The 15,835-nt window shown below is 72.2% G+C and carries 13 protein-coding genes; 6 read left to right on the top strand and 7 right to left on the bottom strand.

Annotated features, from left to right (window positions below):
- Nucleotides 1-11: 11 nt before the first annotated feature.
- Together A5705_RS16930 and A5705_RS16925 are read right to left on the bottom strand one after the other, a co-directional pair.
- Nucleotides 12-3,341, bottom strand: coding sequence for an ATP-dependent helicase (locus A5705_RS16930; RefSeq protein WP_369829606.1), 3,330 nt, complete (start codon nt 3,339-3,341; stop codon nt 12-14).
- Nucleotides 3,308-6,439: an ATP-dependent DNA helicase gene (locus A5705_RS16925; RefSeq protein WP_068278722.1), complete on the bottom strand. Its 3,132-nt coding sequence runs from the start codon at nt 6,437-6,439 to the stop codon at nt 3,308-3,310. The genes A5705_RS16930 and A5705_RS16925 overlap by 34 nt, the downstream gene beginning before the upstream one ends.
- 83 nt (nt 6,440-6,522) lie before the next feature.
- Between A5705_RS16925 and A5705_RS16920 the strand changes: the two genes are divergently transcribed.
- From A5705_RS16920 to A5705_RS16910, 3 genes are read left to right on the top strand one after another with little or no spacing between them, the layout of a single operon-like run.
- Nucleotides 6,523-6,729, top strand: a complete 207-nt coding sequence (locus tag A5705_RS16920; RefSeq protein WP_067883085.1) for a hypothetical protein — start codon at nt 6,523-6,525, stop codon at nt 6,727-6,729.
- Entirely contained in the window at nt 6,726-7,508 is a 783-nt protein-coding gene (locus A5705_RS16915) for an alpha/beta hydrolase (protein ID WP_068278720.1), read from the top strand. The genes A5705_RS16920 and A5705_RS16915 overlap by 4 nt, the downstream gene beginning before the upstream one ends.
- Before the next feature lie 2 nt (nt 7,509-7,510).
- Entirely contained in the window at nt 7,511-7,834 is a 324-nt protein-coding gene (locus A5705_RS16910) for an MGMT family protein (RefSeq protein ID WP_068278718.1), read from the top strand.
- Nucleotides 7,835-7,973: 139 nt separating this feature from the next.
- Here A5705_RS16910 and A5705_RS16905 read toward each other — a convergent pair whose 3' ends face one another.
- The 3 genes from A5705_RS16905 to A5705_RS16895 form a co-directional block, all read right to left on the bottom strand.
- On the bottom strand, nt 7,974-8,828 hold the full coding sequence (locus A5705_RS16905; protein ID WP_067883082.1) for a TIGR02569 family protein: 855 nt from the start codon (nt 8,826-8,828) through the stop codon (nt 7,974-7,976).
- Between the two features lie 36 nt (nt 8,829-8,864).
- Entirely contained in the window at nt 8,865-10,052 is a 1,188-nt protein-coding gene (moeZ, locus tag A5705_RS16900) for an adenylyltransferase/sulfurtransferase MoeZ (RefSeq protein ID WP_068278717.1), read from the bottom strand.
- Between the two features lie 181 nt (nt 10,053-10,233).
- Nucleotides 10,234-11,259, bottom strand: a complete 1,026-nt coding sequence (locus A5705_RS16895) for a DUF3152 domain-containing protein (protein ID WP_197517047.1) — start codon at nt 11,257-11,259, stop codon at nt 10,234-10,236.
- A gap of 198 nt (nt 11,260-11,457) precedes the next feature.
- Here A5705_RS16895 and A5705_RS16890 point away from each other — a divergent pair, with 198 nt between their 5' ends.
- Nucleotides 11,458-12,141 carry a TetR/AcrR family transcriptional regulator gene (locus tag A5705_RS16890; protein ID WP_067883079.1) on the top strand — a complete coding sequence of 228 codons (684 nt, stop codon included), beginning with the start codon at nt 11,458-11,460 and terminating at the stop codon, nt 12,139-12,141.
- Here A5705_RS16890 and A5705_RS16885 read toward each other — a convergent pair.
- On the bottom strand, nt 12,128-12,403 hold the full coding sequence (locus A5705_RS16885; RefSeq protein ID WP_067883152.1) for a DUF3107 domain-containing protein: 276 nt from the start codon (nt 12,401-12,403) through the stop codon (nt 12,128-12,130). The genes A5705_RS16890 and A5705_RS16885 overlap by 14 nt on opposite strands.
- Before the next feature lie 191 nt (nt 12,404-12,594).
- Between A5705_RS16885 and A5705_RS16880 the strand changes: the two genes are divergently transcribed.
- The gene (locus A5705_RS16880) at nt 12,595-13,320 is read left to right on the top strand and encodes an MmpS family transport accessory protein (RefSeq protein WP_369829605.1); all 726 of its coding nucleotides are present in this window, start codon (nt 12,595-12,597) and stop codon (nt 13,318-13,320) included.
- Nucleotides 13,321-13,331: 11 nt separating this feature from the next.
- On the opposite strand, the gene A5705_RS16875 is transcribed toward A5705_RS16880, so the two are convergent.
- Nucleotides 13,332-14,039, bottom strand: a complete 708-nt coding sequence (locus A5705_RS16875; protein WP_067883077.1) for a ferritin-like fold-containing protein — start codon at nt 14,037-14,039, stop codon at nt 13,332-13,334.
- A 253-nt stretch (nt 14,040-14,292) separates the two neighbouring features.
- Here A5705_RS16875 and A5705_RS16870 point away from each other — a divergent pair, with 253 nt between their 5' ends.
- Nucleotides 14,293-15,828, top strand: a complete 1,536-nt coding sequence (locus A5705_RS16870) for a DEAD/DEAH box helicase (RefSeq protein WP_068278713.1) — start codon at nt 14,293-14,295, stop codon at nt 15,826-15,828.
- Nucleotides 15,829-15,835 lie beyond the last annotated feature (7 nt).

The raw sequence follows: 15,835 nt of genomic DNA, 5'->3' as shown, positions 1-15,835 counted from the left end.
AGCGGCGCACCTCACACCGCGACGGCGCCGCCGCCGGGCGGCCCGGTGAGCAACGCGGCCAGCTCGGCGGGTTCGGGCAGTTCATCGGGCGTGACCGTGACGCCGGTGCGTACGTAATAGAAGGCGGTGCGCACCAACGACTCCGGAACCCCGGACAGCGCGGACCAGGCCAACCGGTAGACGGCGAGCTGGACGGCGGCCTGGCGCAGGGCTTCCGCCCCGCGCGGCGGCTCACCGGTCTTCCAGTCCACGACGGTGGCGCCACCGTCGGGGTCGGCGAACACGGCGTCGATGCGGCCGCGGACGACGGTGTCGCCGATCGGCATGTCGAACGGCACCTCGACGGCCACCGGGGTGCGCGACGCCCAGCGCGATCCGGCGAACGTCGCCTGCAGCGCGGTCAATTCCGAGGTGTCGCCGAGGTCGGAATCCGCCGCGCCCGGCAGGTCGCCGAGATCGAACAGCGAGTCCGCGCCGTAGAACCGCTGGACCCACGCGTGGAAGGCCGTGCCGAGGGAGGCGTGGGGGTCCGGGCGCGTCGGCAGCCGGTACACCAGCCGCTGCGCCGCGGCCGCCGGGTCGCGCGCCAGGTCGACCAGCCCGCTGACCGACACCTGACTGGGCAGGGCGCGGGCGCGCCGGCGCTCCGAGCGCACCCGCTCGGCCAGTAACGCATCGACGTCGGGGTCCCTGGGGGCACCTCCCGCTTGCGGGGGACCCTCGGCGTCGGCGACGGACTCGCCGAAGTCGGCGGACATGGCCCGGACCACCAGCGCCGCCCCGCCCTCGACGTCGCCGCGGCGCGTGGCCAACGGGTCGGTCGGCCACGTCGCCTCGATGACGTTGTCGCGCAAGGGGTTGCGCTCGCCCTCGGCGGGCGCGGGCGCCCACTGTTCCACCACGCCGCAGGGGTCCCCGTCGGCGGCCGAACCGTCGATGACGTCCTTGAGCTCGCACAGGAATTCCGACGGGCCCCGGGGTTTGACGCCCGTGGATCCCCACTGATGGCCGGACACCAGCAGGGTGTCCTCGGCGCGGGTGATGGCCACGTACAGCAGCCGGCGCTCCTCGTCGACACGGCGCTGCTCGAGCTGGCGCCGATGCTCGAAGACCTTGTCGGACAGCTGCTTCCGGTTGGTGACGTCGGAGACGTCCAGCACCGGGATGCCCAGCGAGCCGGCCGAGGCACGGTCGCCGCGCAGCAGCGGCGGCAGCTCGCCGGCGTCGGTGAGCCACGTGCTGCGCGACGCGGTCGACGGAAAGACCCCGCCCGACAGGTGCGCCACCGCGACCACCTGCCACTCCAGGCCCTTCGCCGAGTGCACCGTGAGCACCTGGACCCGGTCTTGCGCCACCGCCGGCGGGGCCGGCGGCAAGCCGTTCTCCACCGCCTCGGCGACATCCAGGTAGGCCAGCAGGCCGGCGACCGATGCCACCGCTGAGGCGTCCATCGTGCGTTCGGCGTAACCCGCGACGACGTCGGCGAAGGCGTCGAGGTGTTCGGCCCCGGTCCACGGCTGCCCCACGGCGGCCGCCGCGCGCACCTCGCAGTCGACACCCAGCACGCGGCGCACCTCGGCGACCAGGTTGGGCAGCGAATGGCCGAGATGCCCGCGCAGCGCGCACAGTTCGGCGGCCAGCGCCGTGATGCGTCGATACCCCGCCGCCGAATACGCGGCGGCCGGACCGGGGTCGCTGATCGCGTCCGCCAGGCACGCACCGTCGGAGTCGGGGCCGGCGGCCAGCGCGATCGACTCGGGCGACGGCGCCGCGCCCGTCCGTCCCCCGGCCAGGTCCAGCGCACGTTGCCACAGCGCGGCGATATCCCGTCCCCCGAGCCGCCAGCGTGGGCCCGTCAGCACGCGCATCGCCGCCGCGCCGGCGGTCGGGTCGGCCACCAGCCGCAGCATGGCCACGACCTCGGCGACCTCGGGGACCGACAGCAGCCCCGCCAAACCCACCACCTCGACCGGGACTCCCCGCGCGCGCAGCGCGTCGGCGATGGGTGCGGCGTCGGCGTTGCGGCGTACCAGCACCGCGGCGGTCGGCGGGGCGACGCCGTCGGCTCGGGCCCGGCGGTAGTGCCCCTGCAGCTGGTCGGCGATCCACTCGCGTTCGGCCCGAACGTCGGCGAGCAACGCGCAGCGGACGGCGCCCGGCGGGGCGTCCGGGCGGGAGCGCAAGGCGCGCACCGCGACCGACCGCCGCCGCGCCTCCGCCGACACGGCGTTGGCCACCCGCAGGGCGCTGGGCGGGTTGCGCCAGCTGGTCCGCAGCTCCAGCACCGGCGCGGGCGTGCCGTCGGCGCGGGGGAAGTCGGTGGTGAACCGCGGCAGGTTCGTCGCCGAGGCGCCGCGCCAGCCGTAGATCGACTGGATCGGATCCCCGACGGCCGTGAGCGCGAGCCCGTCGTCGACCCCGCCGCCGAACAGCGCCGACAGCGCGATGCGCTGGGCGTGCCCGGTGTCCTGGTACTCGTCGAGCAGCACCACCCGGTAGCGGTTCCGCAGCTCCTCGCCCACCCGGGGGAAGCCCACCGCCAGCCGGGCGGCGTAGGCCATCTGCATGCCGAAGTCCATCGCCTTCGTGGCGCGCAACCGGTCGCCCAGCGCGTCGAGCAGCGGCACCAACTCGGCGCGCTCGGTCTGGGCCGCCAGCAGGCGCAGCAGCCACTGGCTGGGCCCGCGGTCGCGCTGATAGGGACCGGCCGGCAGGGCGTGAATCAGCCGTTCCAGCTCGACGTGGGTATCGCGGAGCTGGCCGGTGTCCACCAGGTGCTCGGCCAGCTGGCCCCACAGCCGCAGCACCATCGAGGTGACCGCGGCCGGCGTCTTGTCGGTGCGCAGCTCGCCGCCATATCCGTTGACCACGTCGAAGGCCAGCTGCCACAGCTCGGTTTCGCCGAGCAGCCGGGTGTCCGGCTCGACGGGCAGCAGCAGGCCGTGGTCGCGCAACAGCGCGCCCGCGAAGGCGTGATAGGTGCTGACCGCGGGGGCGCCGTCGGGTTCGACCGCGGCGGCGCCGCCCAGGCCGATGCCGGCCAGGCGGGCCAGCCGGGAGCGCACGCGGCGCAGCAGCTGGCCGGCCGCCTTGCGGGTGAACGTCAGCCCGAGCACCTGGCCGGGCTCGGCGTGGCCGTTGGCGATGAGCCACACCACCCGCGCGGCCATCGTCTCGGTCTTGCCGGCGCCGGCCCCGGCGATGACGACCAGCGGGCCCGGTGGCGCCGCGATGACGGCGGCCTGTTCGTCGGTGGGCGGGAAAAGCCCGAGCGCGCAGGCCAATTCGGCGGGGCTGTAGCGCGGGTTCACGGCGTGGTCCCGTCGGCGTGGGCGGGACAGCACGGCCGGATCGGGCAGTGCGCGCAACCGTCATTGCGCCGGGCGACGAACTGCGGCCCGGCCGTCGCGTCGGCGGCGTGGCGCACCAGGTCGCGCCATTCGTCCCGGGCGGCCGCCGTCAGCGGGTCCTGCTCGCGCACGATGGCACCGCCGGCGCCCGCCTTGCCCACGTACACCAGCCGCGCCCCGCCGGGCTCGTCGCCGCCGGCGATCAAGCCCTCGGCGACCGCCAGCTGGTACGCCGCCAGCTGCGCGTGTTGCTGGGCATCGTCCTTGCTGACCGGTGTCTTGCCGGTCTTGACGTCGACGATGACGAGCCGGCCGGCCGCGTCGCGCTCCAGCCGGTCGACCCGCCCGCGCAGCCGGATCTCGCCGCCGTCTTCGCGGGGTGTGCCGAGCGTTCCGTCGACGCCCACCTCGACGCCGACCTCGGTGAGCTCGCCCCGGGTCTGCGCCCGCCACTCGAGGAACGCTCGAACCATCGCGCGATGCCGGGCCAGCTCGTTGGCCGAGTGCCACCGCGCCTCGAAGGGCAGATGCCTCCAGGCGCGGTCCAGCTCGGCCAGCAGTTCGGATTCGGTCTTGCCGGGTTGGGCGATCAGCGCGTGCAGCACCGAGCCGAGGGTGGAGCGCAGCTCCCGTGGGCTGCTCCCCCCGTGCCGTTCGGCCAGCCAGCGCAGCGGGCAGTCGTTGAGCGTCTGCAGGGTCGACGGGGTCAGCGTGACGGGCTCGCCGCTCGCCCGCAGCGGTGCACCGGTGCTGACCGGCAGCAGGCCATGCCAGCCGGCCGGGTCGGCACCCGGGACACCGGCCTGGGCTAGCCGCGCCAATTGCGTTGCGGCGCAACGGCGGACCGCATCGTCGACCGCGCCGGCGGGCGCACACACGACACTGCGCAGCCGGCCCACCACGGCGGCCGTGGACAGCACCCGCGGTGCCGAGACCGGTTGCGCCGCAACGGGATCGCCGCAGTCGGCCCATTGCGCGATTTCGGAGAAGAACGCCGAGGGCAGCGCGGCCTCCGCATCGGCCCCGCCCGCGTCGCCGTCCACCGCCGTCACCAGCAACCGGCGCCGCGCCCGGCCCAGTGCGGCCACCAGCAGCCTGCGCTCCTCGGCCAGCAGCGGCGCCCGCACCGAGGCGTCCCCGCTGACACCGTCGAGAGCGTCGAGCAGCCGCTGGGTGTGCAGCACGCCACCGCGCGGAACGGTGTTGGGCCACAATCCATCCTGCAGGCCGGCGATGACCACGAAGTCCCATTCGTGTCCCAGCGCGGCGTGCGCGCTGAGCACCCTGACCTGCTCGGCCCGGCAGTCGGGCTCGGTGTTGGCGCCGGGCACTTGCAGCGCCGCGACGTGCTCGACGAGCCCGCGCAGCGACGCGCCCGGGGTGCGGGCCACGTAGTGATCGGTGATGTCGAACAGGGCGGTCACCGCCTCCAGGTCCTTGGCGGCCTGGGCACCGGCGGGGCCGCCGCGCTCGGCGGCCGACAGCCAGCGGCGCTGCAGACCGGACCGCTGCCAGGCGGCCCACAGGGTGTAGCGCGGATCCTGGCCGTCGCGATCGCAGCGCGCGGCCGCGTCCAGCACCGCCCGCACCCGCCGCAGCGCGCGGGACTGCGGCCCGGGGAGCGGCGCGTCGGCGTGCAGGGCCTCGACGAGCAGGCCGCCGAAATCGCCCGGCGCGCGATCGGGGTTGGCGCGCTGCAGCGTTCGGCGTAGCTGCCGCAGCGACACCGGATCGACGCGGCCGATGGGGCCGGTCAGCAGCGCCAGGGCCAGGTCGCCGTCGAGCCCGCCGGCGGTGGCCGCCAGCACGGTGAGCAGCGCCCGGGCCGCGGGCTCGTCGGACAACGACCCGCTCGATGAAGGCGCGGCGATCGGGACGCCGGCGGCCGCGAGCGCGCGCGGCAAGCGCGCTCCGGCGCGCGGCACCGACCGGACGATGACGGCCATCTGCGACCACGGCACGCCGTCGACCAGGTGGGCGCGCCGCAACGCGTCGGCGATCATTGCCGCCTCGGCGTGCGCCGAGGCCGCCAGGCGCACCGCGACGGATCCCTCCTCGGGCCCGGTGCCGTCGATGCGTCTGCCCGCGCTGCCGCCCGGCAACCGGCCCGCCACGCCGCTGACCGCGCGCGCCACGGCCGGCGCGCAGCGATGCGACACCGTCAGCGTCACCGACGGTGAATCGTCGGCCAACAGCCCGGACCCCTCGCCGCCGCGGAAGCCGAACACGGCCTGGTTGGGGTCGCCGGCGATCAGCGTCGTCTCGGTGCCCGCCGCCAGCGCCCGAACCAGGCCGGCGGCCTGCGGGTCGAGTTGCTGGGCGTCGTCGATCAGCAGGACGCGGACCCGGGCGCGTTCGGCCGCCAGCAGCTTCGGGTCAACCGCGAAGGCCTCCAGCGCGGCGCCCACCAATTCGGCGGCACCCAGCGCCGGCGTCGTCGCCTGCGGGGCCGCCGTCCCGACCGCCGCCCGCAGCAACATCACCTGCTCGTACTGGCGCGCGAACCGGCCGGCCGCGGTCCATTCCGGACGCCCGCACCGACGGCCCAGCCGCTCCAGTTCCTGCGGATCCACGCCGCGTTCCGCGCAGCGCGCCAACAGGTTTCGCACCTCGGTGGCGAAACCGGCGGTGGCCAGCGCGGGCCGCAGGTGGGCCGGCCACCCGCTGGCCGAGCGCGTCCCGTCCTCGAGGTCACCGGCCAGCAGTTCCCGGATGATGGCGTCCTGTTCGGCGCTGGTGACCAGCCGCGGGGGCGCATCGCCGGCCCGCTCGGCTGCCCGCCGCAACACCGCGTACGCATAGCCGTGCACGGTGCGCACCAGCGGCTCGCGCACCGCCGCGCGGCCGGGACCGGTGGACCGCGACCGCAGCAGCGCCCTCGTCAACGCGCTGCGGGCCCGGACCCCGATCCGACCGGAACCGGTAAGCAGCAGAACCGATTCCGGTTCGACCCCGACGCCGATCCGGGCGACCGCCGCGTCGACCAGCAGGCTGCTCTTCCCGGTGCCGGGCCCGCCCAGGACACGCACCCGCCCGCGCAGACCGGGCGCCAGCACGGCACGCGCCCCGTCGTCCCAGGTGTATGACATGGCTGCATGCAATCACGGGGGTACGACAAGATCCGGATACTGGACCGAGACGCCGGAAACCCCGGCAGGTGAGGAGGGATTGGATGGGTATCGGCCCCGATGACGCAGTGCCTGAAGCCGACGCCGCAGAACAGCGGCAGATTGTCGACTCCGACTGGGACGGTCAGGAGGCGGGCCTGGACACCGCGTACCTGGACGACGCCACCGATCGGGATGCCAACGAAGCCGACGTGATCGAGCAGGCTTTCATCGTCCCCACCGACGACGACTGGGACGACGGCAACGGGTGAGCGCCGACCTGCACGTACACCGCTACGGCCCGCCGGGCCCGATGCGGGTGCTGGCCCTGCACGGGCTGACCGGTTACGGGGGACGCTGGCGGCATCTGGCCGGCCACGTGCCCGAGACCGCCGTCGCCGCGCCCGATCTGCTGGGCCACGGTCGCTCGGCGTGGGCGGCGCCGTGGACCATCGACGCCAACGTCTCGGCGCTGTCCGCGCTGCTCGACGATGCCGCCGCACCGGTGCTGGTGGTCGGCCACTCGTTCGGTGGCGGCCTGGCGCTGCACCTGGCAGCGTCCCGCCCGGACCGGGTGGCGGCGCTGCTGCTGCTCGATCCGGCGGTCGGGTTGGACGGTGCGTGGATGCGCGACATCGCCGACGGGATGTTCTCCTCCCCCGACTACCCCGGCGCCAGGGAGGCCCGCATGGAAAAGGCGACAGGCTCCTGGGCGGATGTGGACCCGGCGCTGCTGGCGTCCGAGATCGACGAGCACCTCGTCGAGCTGCCCAACGGGCGCTACGGCTGGCGGGTCAGCCTGCCGGCGATGATGTCCTACTGGAGCGAACTGGCCCGCGACGTCGTGCTGCCGCCGGCCGGGACGACCACGATCCTGGTGCGGGCGAAGCGAACCTCGCCGCCGTACGTGAGCGATCGATTGATCGATTCGCTGCAGGAACGGCTGGGTTCCGATTTCGAGCTGCTGGATTTCGACTGCAACCACATGGTGCCCCACGCCAAGCCCACCGAAACCGCGGCGCTGATCCGCGGGCTGCTGGAAGACCGCTGACCGTGGCGCCGGTGACCGACGAGCAGGTGGAGCGGGTGCGTTCGCTGGTCGCGGCGATTCCGTCCGGCCGGGTCGCCACCTACGGCGACATCGCTTCTGTCGCAGGGCTTTCCAGCCCGCGCATCGTCGGATGGATCATGCGGACCGACTCCTCGGACCTGCCCTGGCACCGGGTGATCACGGCGTCCGGACGCCCGGCGCGGCACCTGACCTCCAGGCAGCTGGAGTTGCTGCGCGCCGAGGGCGTGCTCGCCGTCGACGGCAGGATCGCGCTGGATGAGGTGCGCCACGAGTTCCCGCCGGGGGCTAGGAGGCCGCGCCGGTGATCTCGCTGGGCACACTTTTCGCTGAAGTCCGGTGTGCGCTCACGGCTTTGAGTGTGAGTCCACGGTGCAGATTTCGCGGATCTACCGCCCCCCACACACACTCGAAGCCGTGGGTTCACACTCAAGCGTGTTACTAAGGCTAAATCACCAGCCGGACCAGGGCCGCGGTGCGCGCCAGGCCGGGAAACGCCTCGGCCGTCGAGCGCGGGTGCAGCGCGTGGACAGCGAGACGAAACATCAACGCGCGCAACAACATCTGCGGCCACTCCGGCAGCGCGTTCCACCGTTCGATCAGGCCGTCGTCGGCCTCGCCCCAGGACAGCGCGTCGACCACGACGACGCCCGCGGCCCACGACGCGGGGCGCCAGTACGGCGTGATGTCGGTGATCCCCGGCGCCGCGGTGCCGATGAAAAGCACTGTGCCGTAAAGGTCCCCGTGGACCAGCTGGTTGGGGCTCTTGGTCGGCCGGCGCAGGGTGGCGAGCTGGTTGATCAGCTCGACGGATCGTTCGGCGTCCGCCGACGGCGGGGCGGTTCGGGCGCCCGGCGGGACCGAGGCCAGCGGCCGCTCCTCCCACGCCGCGCGGTCGGCGGCGATGAAGACGTCGACGTCCGACCACGGCGCGGTGGGGCCCTGGGTCAGGAATCGGGGGCGTTCCAGTTTGCCGGTCGCCTCGTGCAGCCGCACCGCCGCCGAGACGACTTCGTCATGCCGGGGCTCCGGGGTGCCGGCGACGAAGGTGTCCGCCCGCCACCCGGACACCACGTAGCGCCCGTCGGTGGAGCGGACCGGCCGGGCCAGGCGGACGCCGTCGACGAACAGCGTCTCGCGCACCCGGGCCGACCAGGCCGCGCGGGCATGGTCGGCGACGATCGACAACACGACTTCGCCGCATCGCCAGCCGCCTTCCCAACTGGCGCCCAACGGGACGGGCTGCACACCGGTCAAACCGAACGCCGCCAGCACATGCTCCGGCGGTGGCTCGACTGTCACACCGGTAGCGTAGACGAGCCGACCTGCGGTCTCGGGTCAGTACATGACCATGTCGGGCTGCATCTGCTCGGCCCACGCCACGATGCCGCCCTGCAGGTGGACCGCGTCGGAGAAACCGGCCTTCTTCACCGCGGCCAGCGCCTCGGCCGAGCGCACGCCGGTCTTGCAGTACAGCACCGCCGTGCGGTCGTGGGGCAGCTGCGCCAGGCCCTCGCCGGAGCTGAGCAGCGACTTCGGGATCAGCTGCGCGCCGTCGATGTGGTTGATGTTCCACTCCACCGGCTCGCGCACGTCGATCAGGGCGAGCTTCTTGCCCGAGTCCAGCAGCTCGCGCAACTCCCGCGGGGTGATGGTGGAATCGGCCGCGGCGGCGGTGCCTTCGGAGGACACCGCGCCGCAGAAATCGTCGTAGTCGATCAGCCCGGTGATCCTCGGCCTGGCGGGGTCCTTGCGGACGATGATCGTGCGGTAGCTCATCTGAAGGGCGTCGTAGATCATCAGCCGGCCGAGCAGCGGTTCGCCGATGCCGGTGATCAGCTTGATCGCCTCGGTGCCCATCACCGACGCGATGGAGGAGCAGACGATGCCCAGCACGCCACCCTCGGCGCAGGAGGGCACCGACCCCGGTGGCGGCGGCTCGGGGTAGAGGTCGCGGTAATTCAGGCCCCGCCCGTCGGGGGCGTCCTCCCAGAACACCGACACCTGGCCCTCGAACCGGTAGATCGAGCCCCACACGTACGGCTTCCCGGCGAGCACGGCGGCGTCGTTGACCAGGTAGCGGGTGGCGAAGTTGTCGGTGCCGTCGAGGATCAGGTCGTACTGCCCGAACAGCTCGACGGCGTTGTGCGAATCCAGCCGGAACTCGTGCAACCGCACGTCGACCAGCGGGTTGATGGCGGCGATCGAGTCGCGCGCCGACCGCGACTTCGGCCGCCCGACGTCGGCCACCCCGTGGATGATCTGGCGCTGCAGGTTCGACTCGTCGACGACGTCGAAGTCGACGATGCCGATGGTGCCGACGCCGGCCGCGGCCAGATAGAGCAGGGCGGGGGCGCCGAGCCCGCCCGCGCCGATCACCAGCACCCGCGCGTTCTTCAGCCGCTTCTGACCCTCGACACCGAGCTCGGGAATGATCAGATGGCGGCTGTAGCGGGCCACCTCATCGCGGCTCAGCCCGGCTGCGGGCTCGACCAGTGGCGGCAGTGGCGTCTGCGATGTCGACACCGAACATCTCCTCGGTAGCTTTCGTCCGCTCTATCCATCACAGCAGTTGCCCGGAGCAACGGCAAACCGCCGGCGCCGCTTCCCGGGGCGGGCCCCGTGGGCGTCGAGACTGCGCACCGATCGCGGTTGGCGCGCTGACCCACGCTCTGAGCGCAGTCTCGCCGCACTCCGGCCTGCCGGGTCAGGCGATGGGATACGGCCAGGGGTTGAACCGGCAGGTCTTGCCGTCGGCCTTGACGACGTCGGGGTCGAACTTGGCCGCGTCGTCGTTCGAGGTGGAGAACGTCTGCTGCATCATCACCGGCGCCAGGCCGCCCTGCTGCTCACACGGCTCGTGGCGGACGTAGCCGATGGCGTGGCCGACCTCGTGGTTGATCACATACTGCCGATAGGACCCGACGTCGCCCTCGAACGGGACCGCCCCACGCACCCAGCGCGCCTCGTTGATGAAAACCCGCGCCTCCCGGCCGGGCCCGTAAACCGGGTTGTAGCAGGACGTCTCGAGCCGGAACTCGTAGCCGCACCCGCCACGCACCGTGACCGGCGACACCAGCGAGATGCGGAAGTCGGGTTTGCCGTTATCGATCCGCACGAAGGCGAATTGCGGATTGTGCGTCCAGCCCTTGGGGTTGCCGAGCGTCTGATCGACCATCTGGGCGAAGGCCTCGTCGCCGCCGAACATCGTGGCGTCGATGCCGTTTTCGACCTCGACGGTGTACCGGAACACCTTGGCGGTGCCCTGGCCGATCTGCGGCGTCACGCCCGGCACGATGTGCCAGGTCTTGTCGCCCGCCTCGGTGAACGGACCGCCGTCGGGCAGGGTGCCGGCCGGCAGGTTCGCGTCGAAGGCGGCCAGGCCGCGCGGCGGTGCGTCGATGATCGACGTGCCCACCGCGCCGATGTCGGGCGTGCCCTGAATGGATTGCGTCGCCGTCGGTTTCGGCGCGCCGGTGCCGGTGACGGTCTGATAGATCACCAGCCCGGTGAGCACCACCAAGGCGGGCAACGCATAGGCGCGCCAGCCATAGGTGGAGACGAACCGTCCCAACCACGTCTGCTTGCGCCATTGGCGCGGCCGCTCGCGGTCGGCGCGGGTCCGTCCCGCGTCCCGCGCGATCGGGTCGCGCAGGGCCCGCAGTGGTTCTCGCCACTCGTCGCGCAGCACCGGAACTCGACCGGTGCCGCGCACAGGCCGCTGGGACGTCATTTCCCCAGGATTGCACAGCCCGGCACCATGACCACCCTTGGCGCGCCCGAATGCGACCCACGACACCGCTCCTGCCAGCGCCGACGACGGCGATGGCAGTCACCGGGCCGTTACGGGTAGTAATGTCGTTGCGACTAGCCGCGTGCGGCTGGCCCCGGCGGGCCGACGGCCAGTTGCCAACGATCAGATGAGGATTCGATGAGCGATCTCGCCAAGGCGGCCCGGCGCACGATGAAGCCGGCCGACCGTGGTCGACCGGGCGACGGCGTGGTGCCCGCCAATCGGCGTGGCAACCGCCTGCCGCGCGACGAGCGCCGGGGCCAATTGCTGATCGTGGCCAGCGACGTCTTCGTCAACCGCGGCTACCACGCGGCCGGCATGGACGAGATCGCCGACCGGGCCGGCGTCAGCAAACCCGTTCTGTATCAACACTTTTCGAGCAAGCTAGAGCTCTACCTGGCGGTGCTGGCGCGGCACGTCGAGAACCTGGTGTCGGGCGTGCAGCAGGCGTTGAGCACCACCACCGACAACCGACGGCGGCTGCACGCGGCGGTGCAGGCCTTCTTCGACTTCATCGAGCACGACAGCCAGGGTTACCGGCTGATCTTCGAGAACGACTATGTCACCGAGCCGGAGGTGGCGGCGCAGGTGCGGGTGGCCACCGAATCCTGCATCGACGCCGTGTTCGACCTGATCAGCGCCGATTCCGGCCTCGATCCGCACCGGGCCCGCATGATCGCGGTCGGACTGGTCGGCATCAGTGTCGACTGCGCCAGGTACTGGCTGGACTCCGACCGCCCGATCTCCAAGGCGGACGCCGTCGACGGCACCGTCCAGTTCGCCTGGGGCGGGCTGTCCCACGTCCCGCTTACTCGCTCTTAGCGGCCTTGCTCGCGTGCCTGGCGGCCGATTCGGCCGCCCCGATCCCGAAGCCGACCCTGCGGGCGTCGGCGACACCGATCTCGACGTAGGCGATCTTGGCGCTTTGCACCAGGAAGCGGCGGCCCCGCTCGTCGTTGAGGGTGAGCAGGCCCGAGTCGTCGCGCAGCGCGGACGCGACGAGCTCTTCGATTTCGGCTTGCGTCTGCGTACTGGACAAGACCAGCTCCCGCGGACTGTCCGTGATACCGATCTTGACCTCCACGGTGGCCCCTTCCATTGGCTTCGAAGTTCGCAGACGCGTCAGCAGCAGGCTAGTGGACGGCCCGGCGCCGCATGTCCCCCCGGGGCCCGGTTCGCGGTAAGCGAAACCCGGCCCGCCCGAACATAACGATTCGCTCCCAGCTCGGCCAACATGCCGCTCGCCGGCGAAACCGGCATATTCACATCGGTAACATCGGCACCATCAGACACATGGTCACCGATCGTCTCGGCCCAGTCTCCGGCCCCATCGAGGACTACCCCGACGACGACTACGACGGAGCCGACACCGACGTACTGGACGGCTACGGCGATCTGGCCTGGCCGGGAGACACCCGCTGGCGTCCCGCCGCCGCGATCCTCGGCGTCGTGGTCGCCGTGCGAGCCATCGCGACCGCGGTCATCATCAACAGCGGCGACAGCGCCTCGACCAAGGCGACCGTCGGGGCCCCGGTGCCACCGCCGCTGACGTCCTCGGCGCCCAGGACGACGGCCCCGGTGGCCCCGCCCAGCGCGTCGCCGACCCCGTTGCCCCCCGAGACGGTGACGACGGTGACCCCGCCGCCCAGCGTCACGCTCAGCCCGGCGCCGGCCCAGACGCCGACCGCGGCGCCGACGCCGACGGCCGCGCCGCCGCCGGTGGCGCTCAACCCGCGCACCGTGGTCTACAGCGTGACCGGCACGAAACAGCTGCTGGACCTGGTGAACGTCGTCTACACCGACGCCCGGGGCTACCCGCACTCGGAGTTCAACGTGTCGCTGCCGTGGTCGAAGGTGATCGTGTTGAATCCGGGCGTTCAGACGGTGTCGGTGGTGGCGACGAGCTTCTACGGCCAGCTCGATTGCGAGGTGGTCAATGCCGCCGGCCAGCCGGTGGTGATGTCGGCCAACAACGGCCCCGTGGCCACCTGCACCCGCTGAGGCGGCTCCGGTCAGCTCAGGCCGAGTTCGCGCATCCGCCGGTCGTGCGTCTGCTGCAGCCGGTCGAAGAACGCGGTGAGCTGACCCAGGCCCCCGGGGCCCGAGACCACCAGGTCGACCAGCTCGTCGTGCTCGGCCAGCACGTATTGGGCCTGGGTGATCGCCTCGCCGAACAGGCGGCGAGACCACAGCGCCAGCCGGCTGCGCTGCTTGCCGCTGGCGGTCACCGCGGCGCGCACCTCGGCGACCACGAACTGCGAGTGCCCGGTCTCCGACAGCGCCGCGCGCACGACGTCGGCGACCTCGTCGGGCAGACCGTCGGCGATCTCGAGGTAGAGGTCGGCGGCCAGCGCGTCGCCGACATAGGTCTTCACCAGGGCTTCCAGCCAGGTGCTGGGCATCGTCAGCCGGTGATAGTTCTCCAGCGCCGAGACGTACTTCGCCATCGCAGGCACCACGTCCACGCCGCGGCGTTCCAGCGCGTCGCGCAGCAGCTCGTAGTGCTGCATCTCGGCGGCGGCCATGCTGGCCATCGAGATCCGCCCGCGCAGGTCGGGCGCCATCCGCGCCTCGTCGGTGAGCCGATAGAACGCGGCGACCTCGCCGTAGGCCAAAACGGCGAACAACTCGTTGACGCCCGGGTGATCCGCCGACAGCCGAGAAGCGGGCGGATCGTCCACCTGGTCGGCGCGCGAGGGCCCGGAAAGGGGCGGGGTCATGGCAACACTGTAGTCGGCGGGATTAGCACGAAATGGGCGCCAGCTTTCGACCAGCTATCATGGACACAGGTATTGGCTGAATTCTTCAATCTTCATCTGCCAGTACCGGCGAAATGTGCGTGCACAGCTGGCCCAGACCGTGACAGGGCCGCGACTCGGCGACGTATTCGGAGTCGGAACTCGTGCGCGCGTGACCGCGACACAGAAACACCGACAACACCGATACCGTCCCCGAAAGGCTTGTCCCCCACGTATGACCGCACTTGACAGCACAACTGAACTGACTTTTGCCAAACTCGGCGTTCGCGACGAAATCGTCCGCGCACTGGCCGAAAAGGGGATCGAACGCCCCTTCGCCATCCAAGAACTGACCCTGCCCATGGCACTGGCCGGCGACGACGTCATCGGCCAGGCCCGCACCGGCATGGGCAAGACCCTGGCGTTCGGGGTGCCGCTGCTGCAGCGCATCACCGACGGCGCCGCGCTTCGGCCGCTCAACGGCGCCCCGCGGGCGCTGGTCGTGGTGCCCACCCGCGAGCTCTGCCTGCAGGTGACCGACGACCTGGCGACGGCCGCCAAGTATCTGACCGCCGAGGGTGGCCGTGCGCTGGCCGTGGTGTCCATCTACGGCGGGCGCGCCTACGAGCCGCAGATCGACGCGCTGCGTGCCGGCGCCGACGTCGTGGTGGGCACCCCCGGCCGGCTGCTCGACCTGTGCCAGCAGGGCCACCTGCAGCTGGGCGGCCTGTCGGCACTGGTCCTCGACGAGGCCGACGAGATGCTCGACCTGGGCTTTTTGCCGGACATCGAGCGCATCCTGCGCCAGATCCCCGCCGAACGGCAGTCGATGCTGTTCTCGGCGACCATGCCGGACCCGATCATCACGCTGGCCCGCACCTTCATGAACCAGCCCACCCACATCCGCGCCGAGGCGCCGCATTCCGCCGCCACGCACGACACCACCGAGCAGTTCGTCTACCGCGCCCACGCGCTGGACAAGGTGGAGCTGGTGAGCCGCGTGCTGCAGGCCCACGGCCGCGGCGCGACGATGATCTTCACCCGCACCAAGCGCACCGCGCAGAAGGTCGCCGACGAACTGGCCGAGCGCGGCTTCAAGGTCGGCGCCGTGCACGGCGACCTGGGTCAGATCGCCCGCGAGAAGGCGCTGAAGGCGTTCCGCACCGGCGACATCGACGTGCTGGTCGCCACCGACGTGGCCGCCCGCGGCATCGACATCGACGACGTCACGCACGTCATCAACTACCAGATCCCCGAGGACGAGCAGGCCTACGTGCACCGGATCGGCCGCACCGGGCGCGCCGGCAAGACCGGGGTCGCGGTCACCCTGGTGGACTGGGACGAGCTTCCACGCTGGACGATGATCGACAAGGCCCTGGGCCTGGAATCCCCCGATCCCGCCGAGACCTACTCGAGCTCACCGCACCTGTTCGACGAGCTCGGCATCCCCGCGGAGGCAAGCGGCACGGTCGGGGCGCCGCACAGGTCGCCGGGCAAGCGGCGCGACGCCGATCGCAGGGATTCGATTGAAGGCCCGGCACCGGAGAAGCCGGCCCGGAAGCGGTCCGGCACCCGCCGCCGCACCCGTGGCGGCCAGCCCGTCACCGGGCACCCCGCCGCCAACGGCGGCGCCGCGGCCAACGGCGACGCCGCCGCGACCGCGCCGTCGGAATCGGCTTCCGGCGCGCCCGCGGGGAACGCCGGGACCCCCCGGCGGCGCCGGCGGCGCCGCAAGCCCACCTCCCAAACCACTGCAGCCACCGCGAACTGAGGCCCGC

The sequence above is a fragment of the Mycobacterium sp. E787 genome, assembly GCF_001668725.1.
Lineage (GTDB): Bacteria > Actinomycetota > Actinomycetes > Mycobacteriales > Mycobacteriaceae > Mycobacterium.
This window is presented reverse-complemented; position numbering and strand designations above follow the sequence as displayed.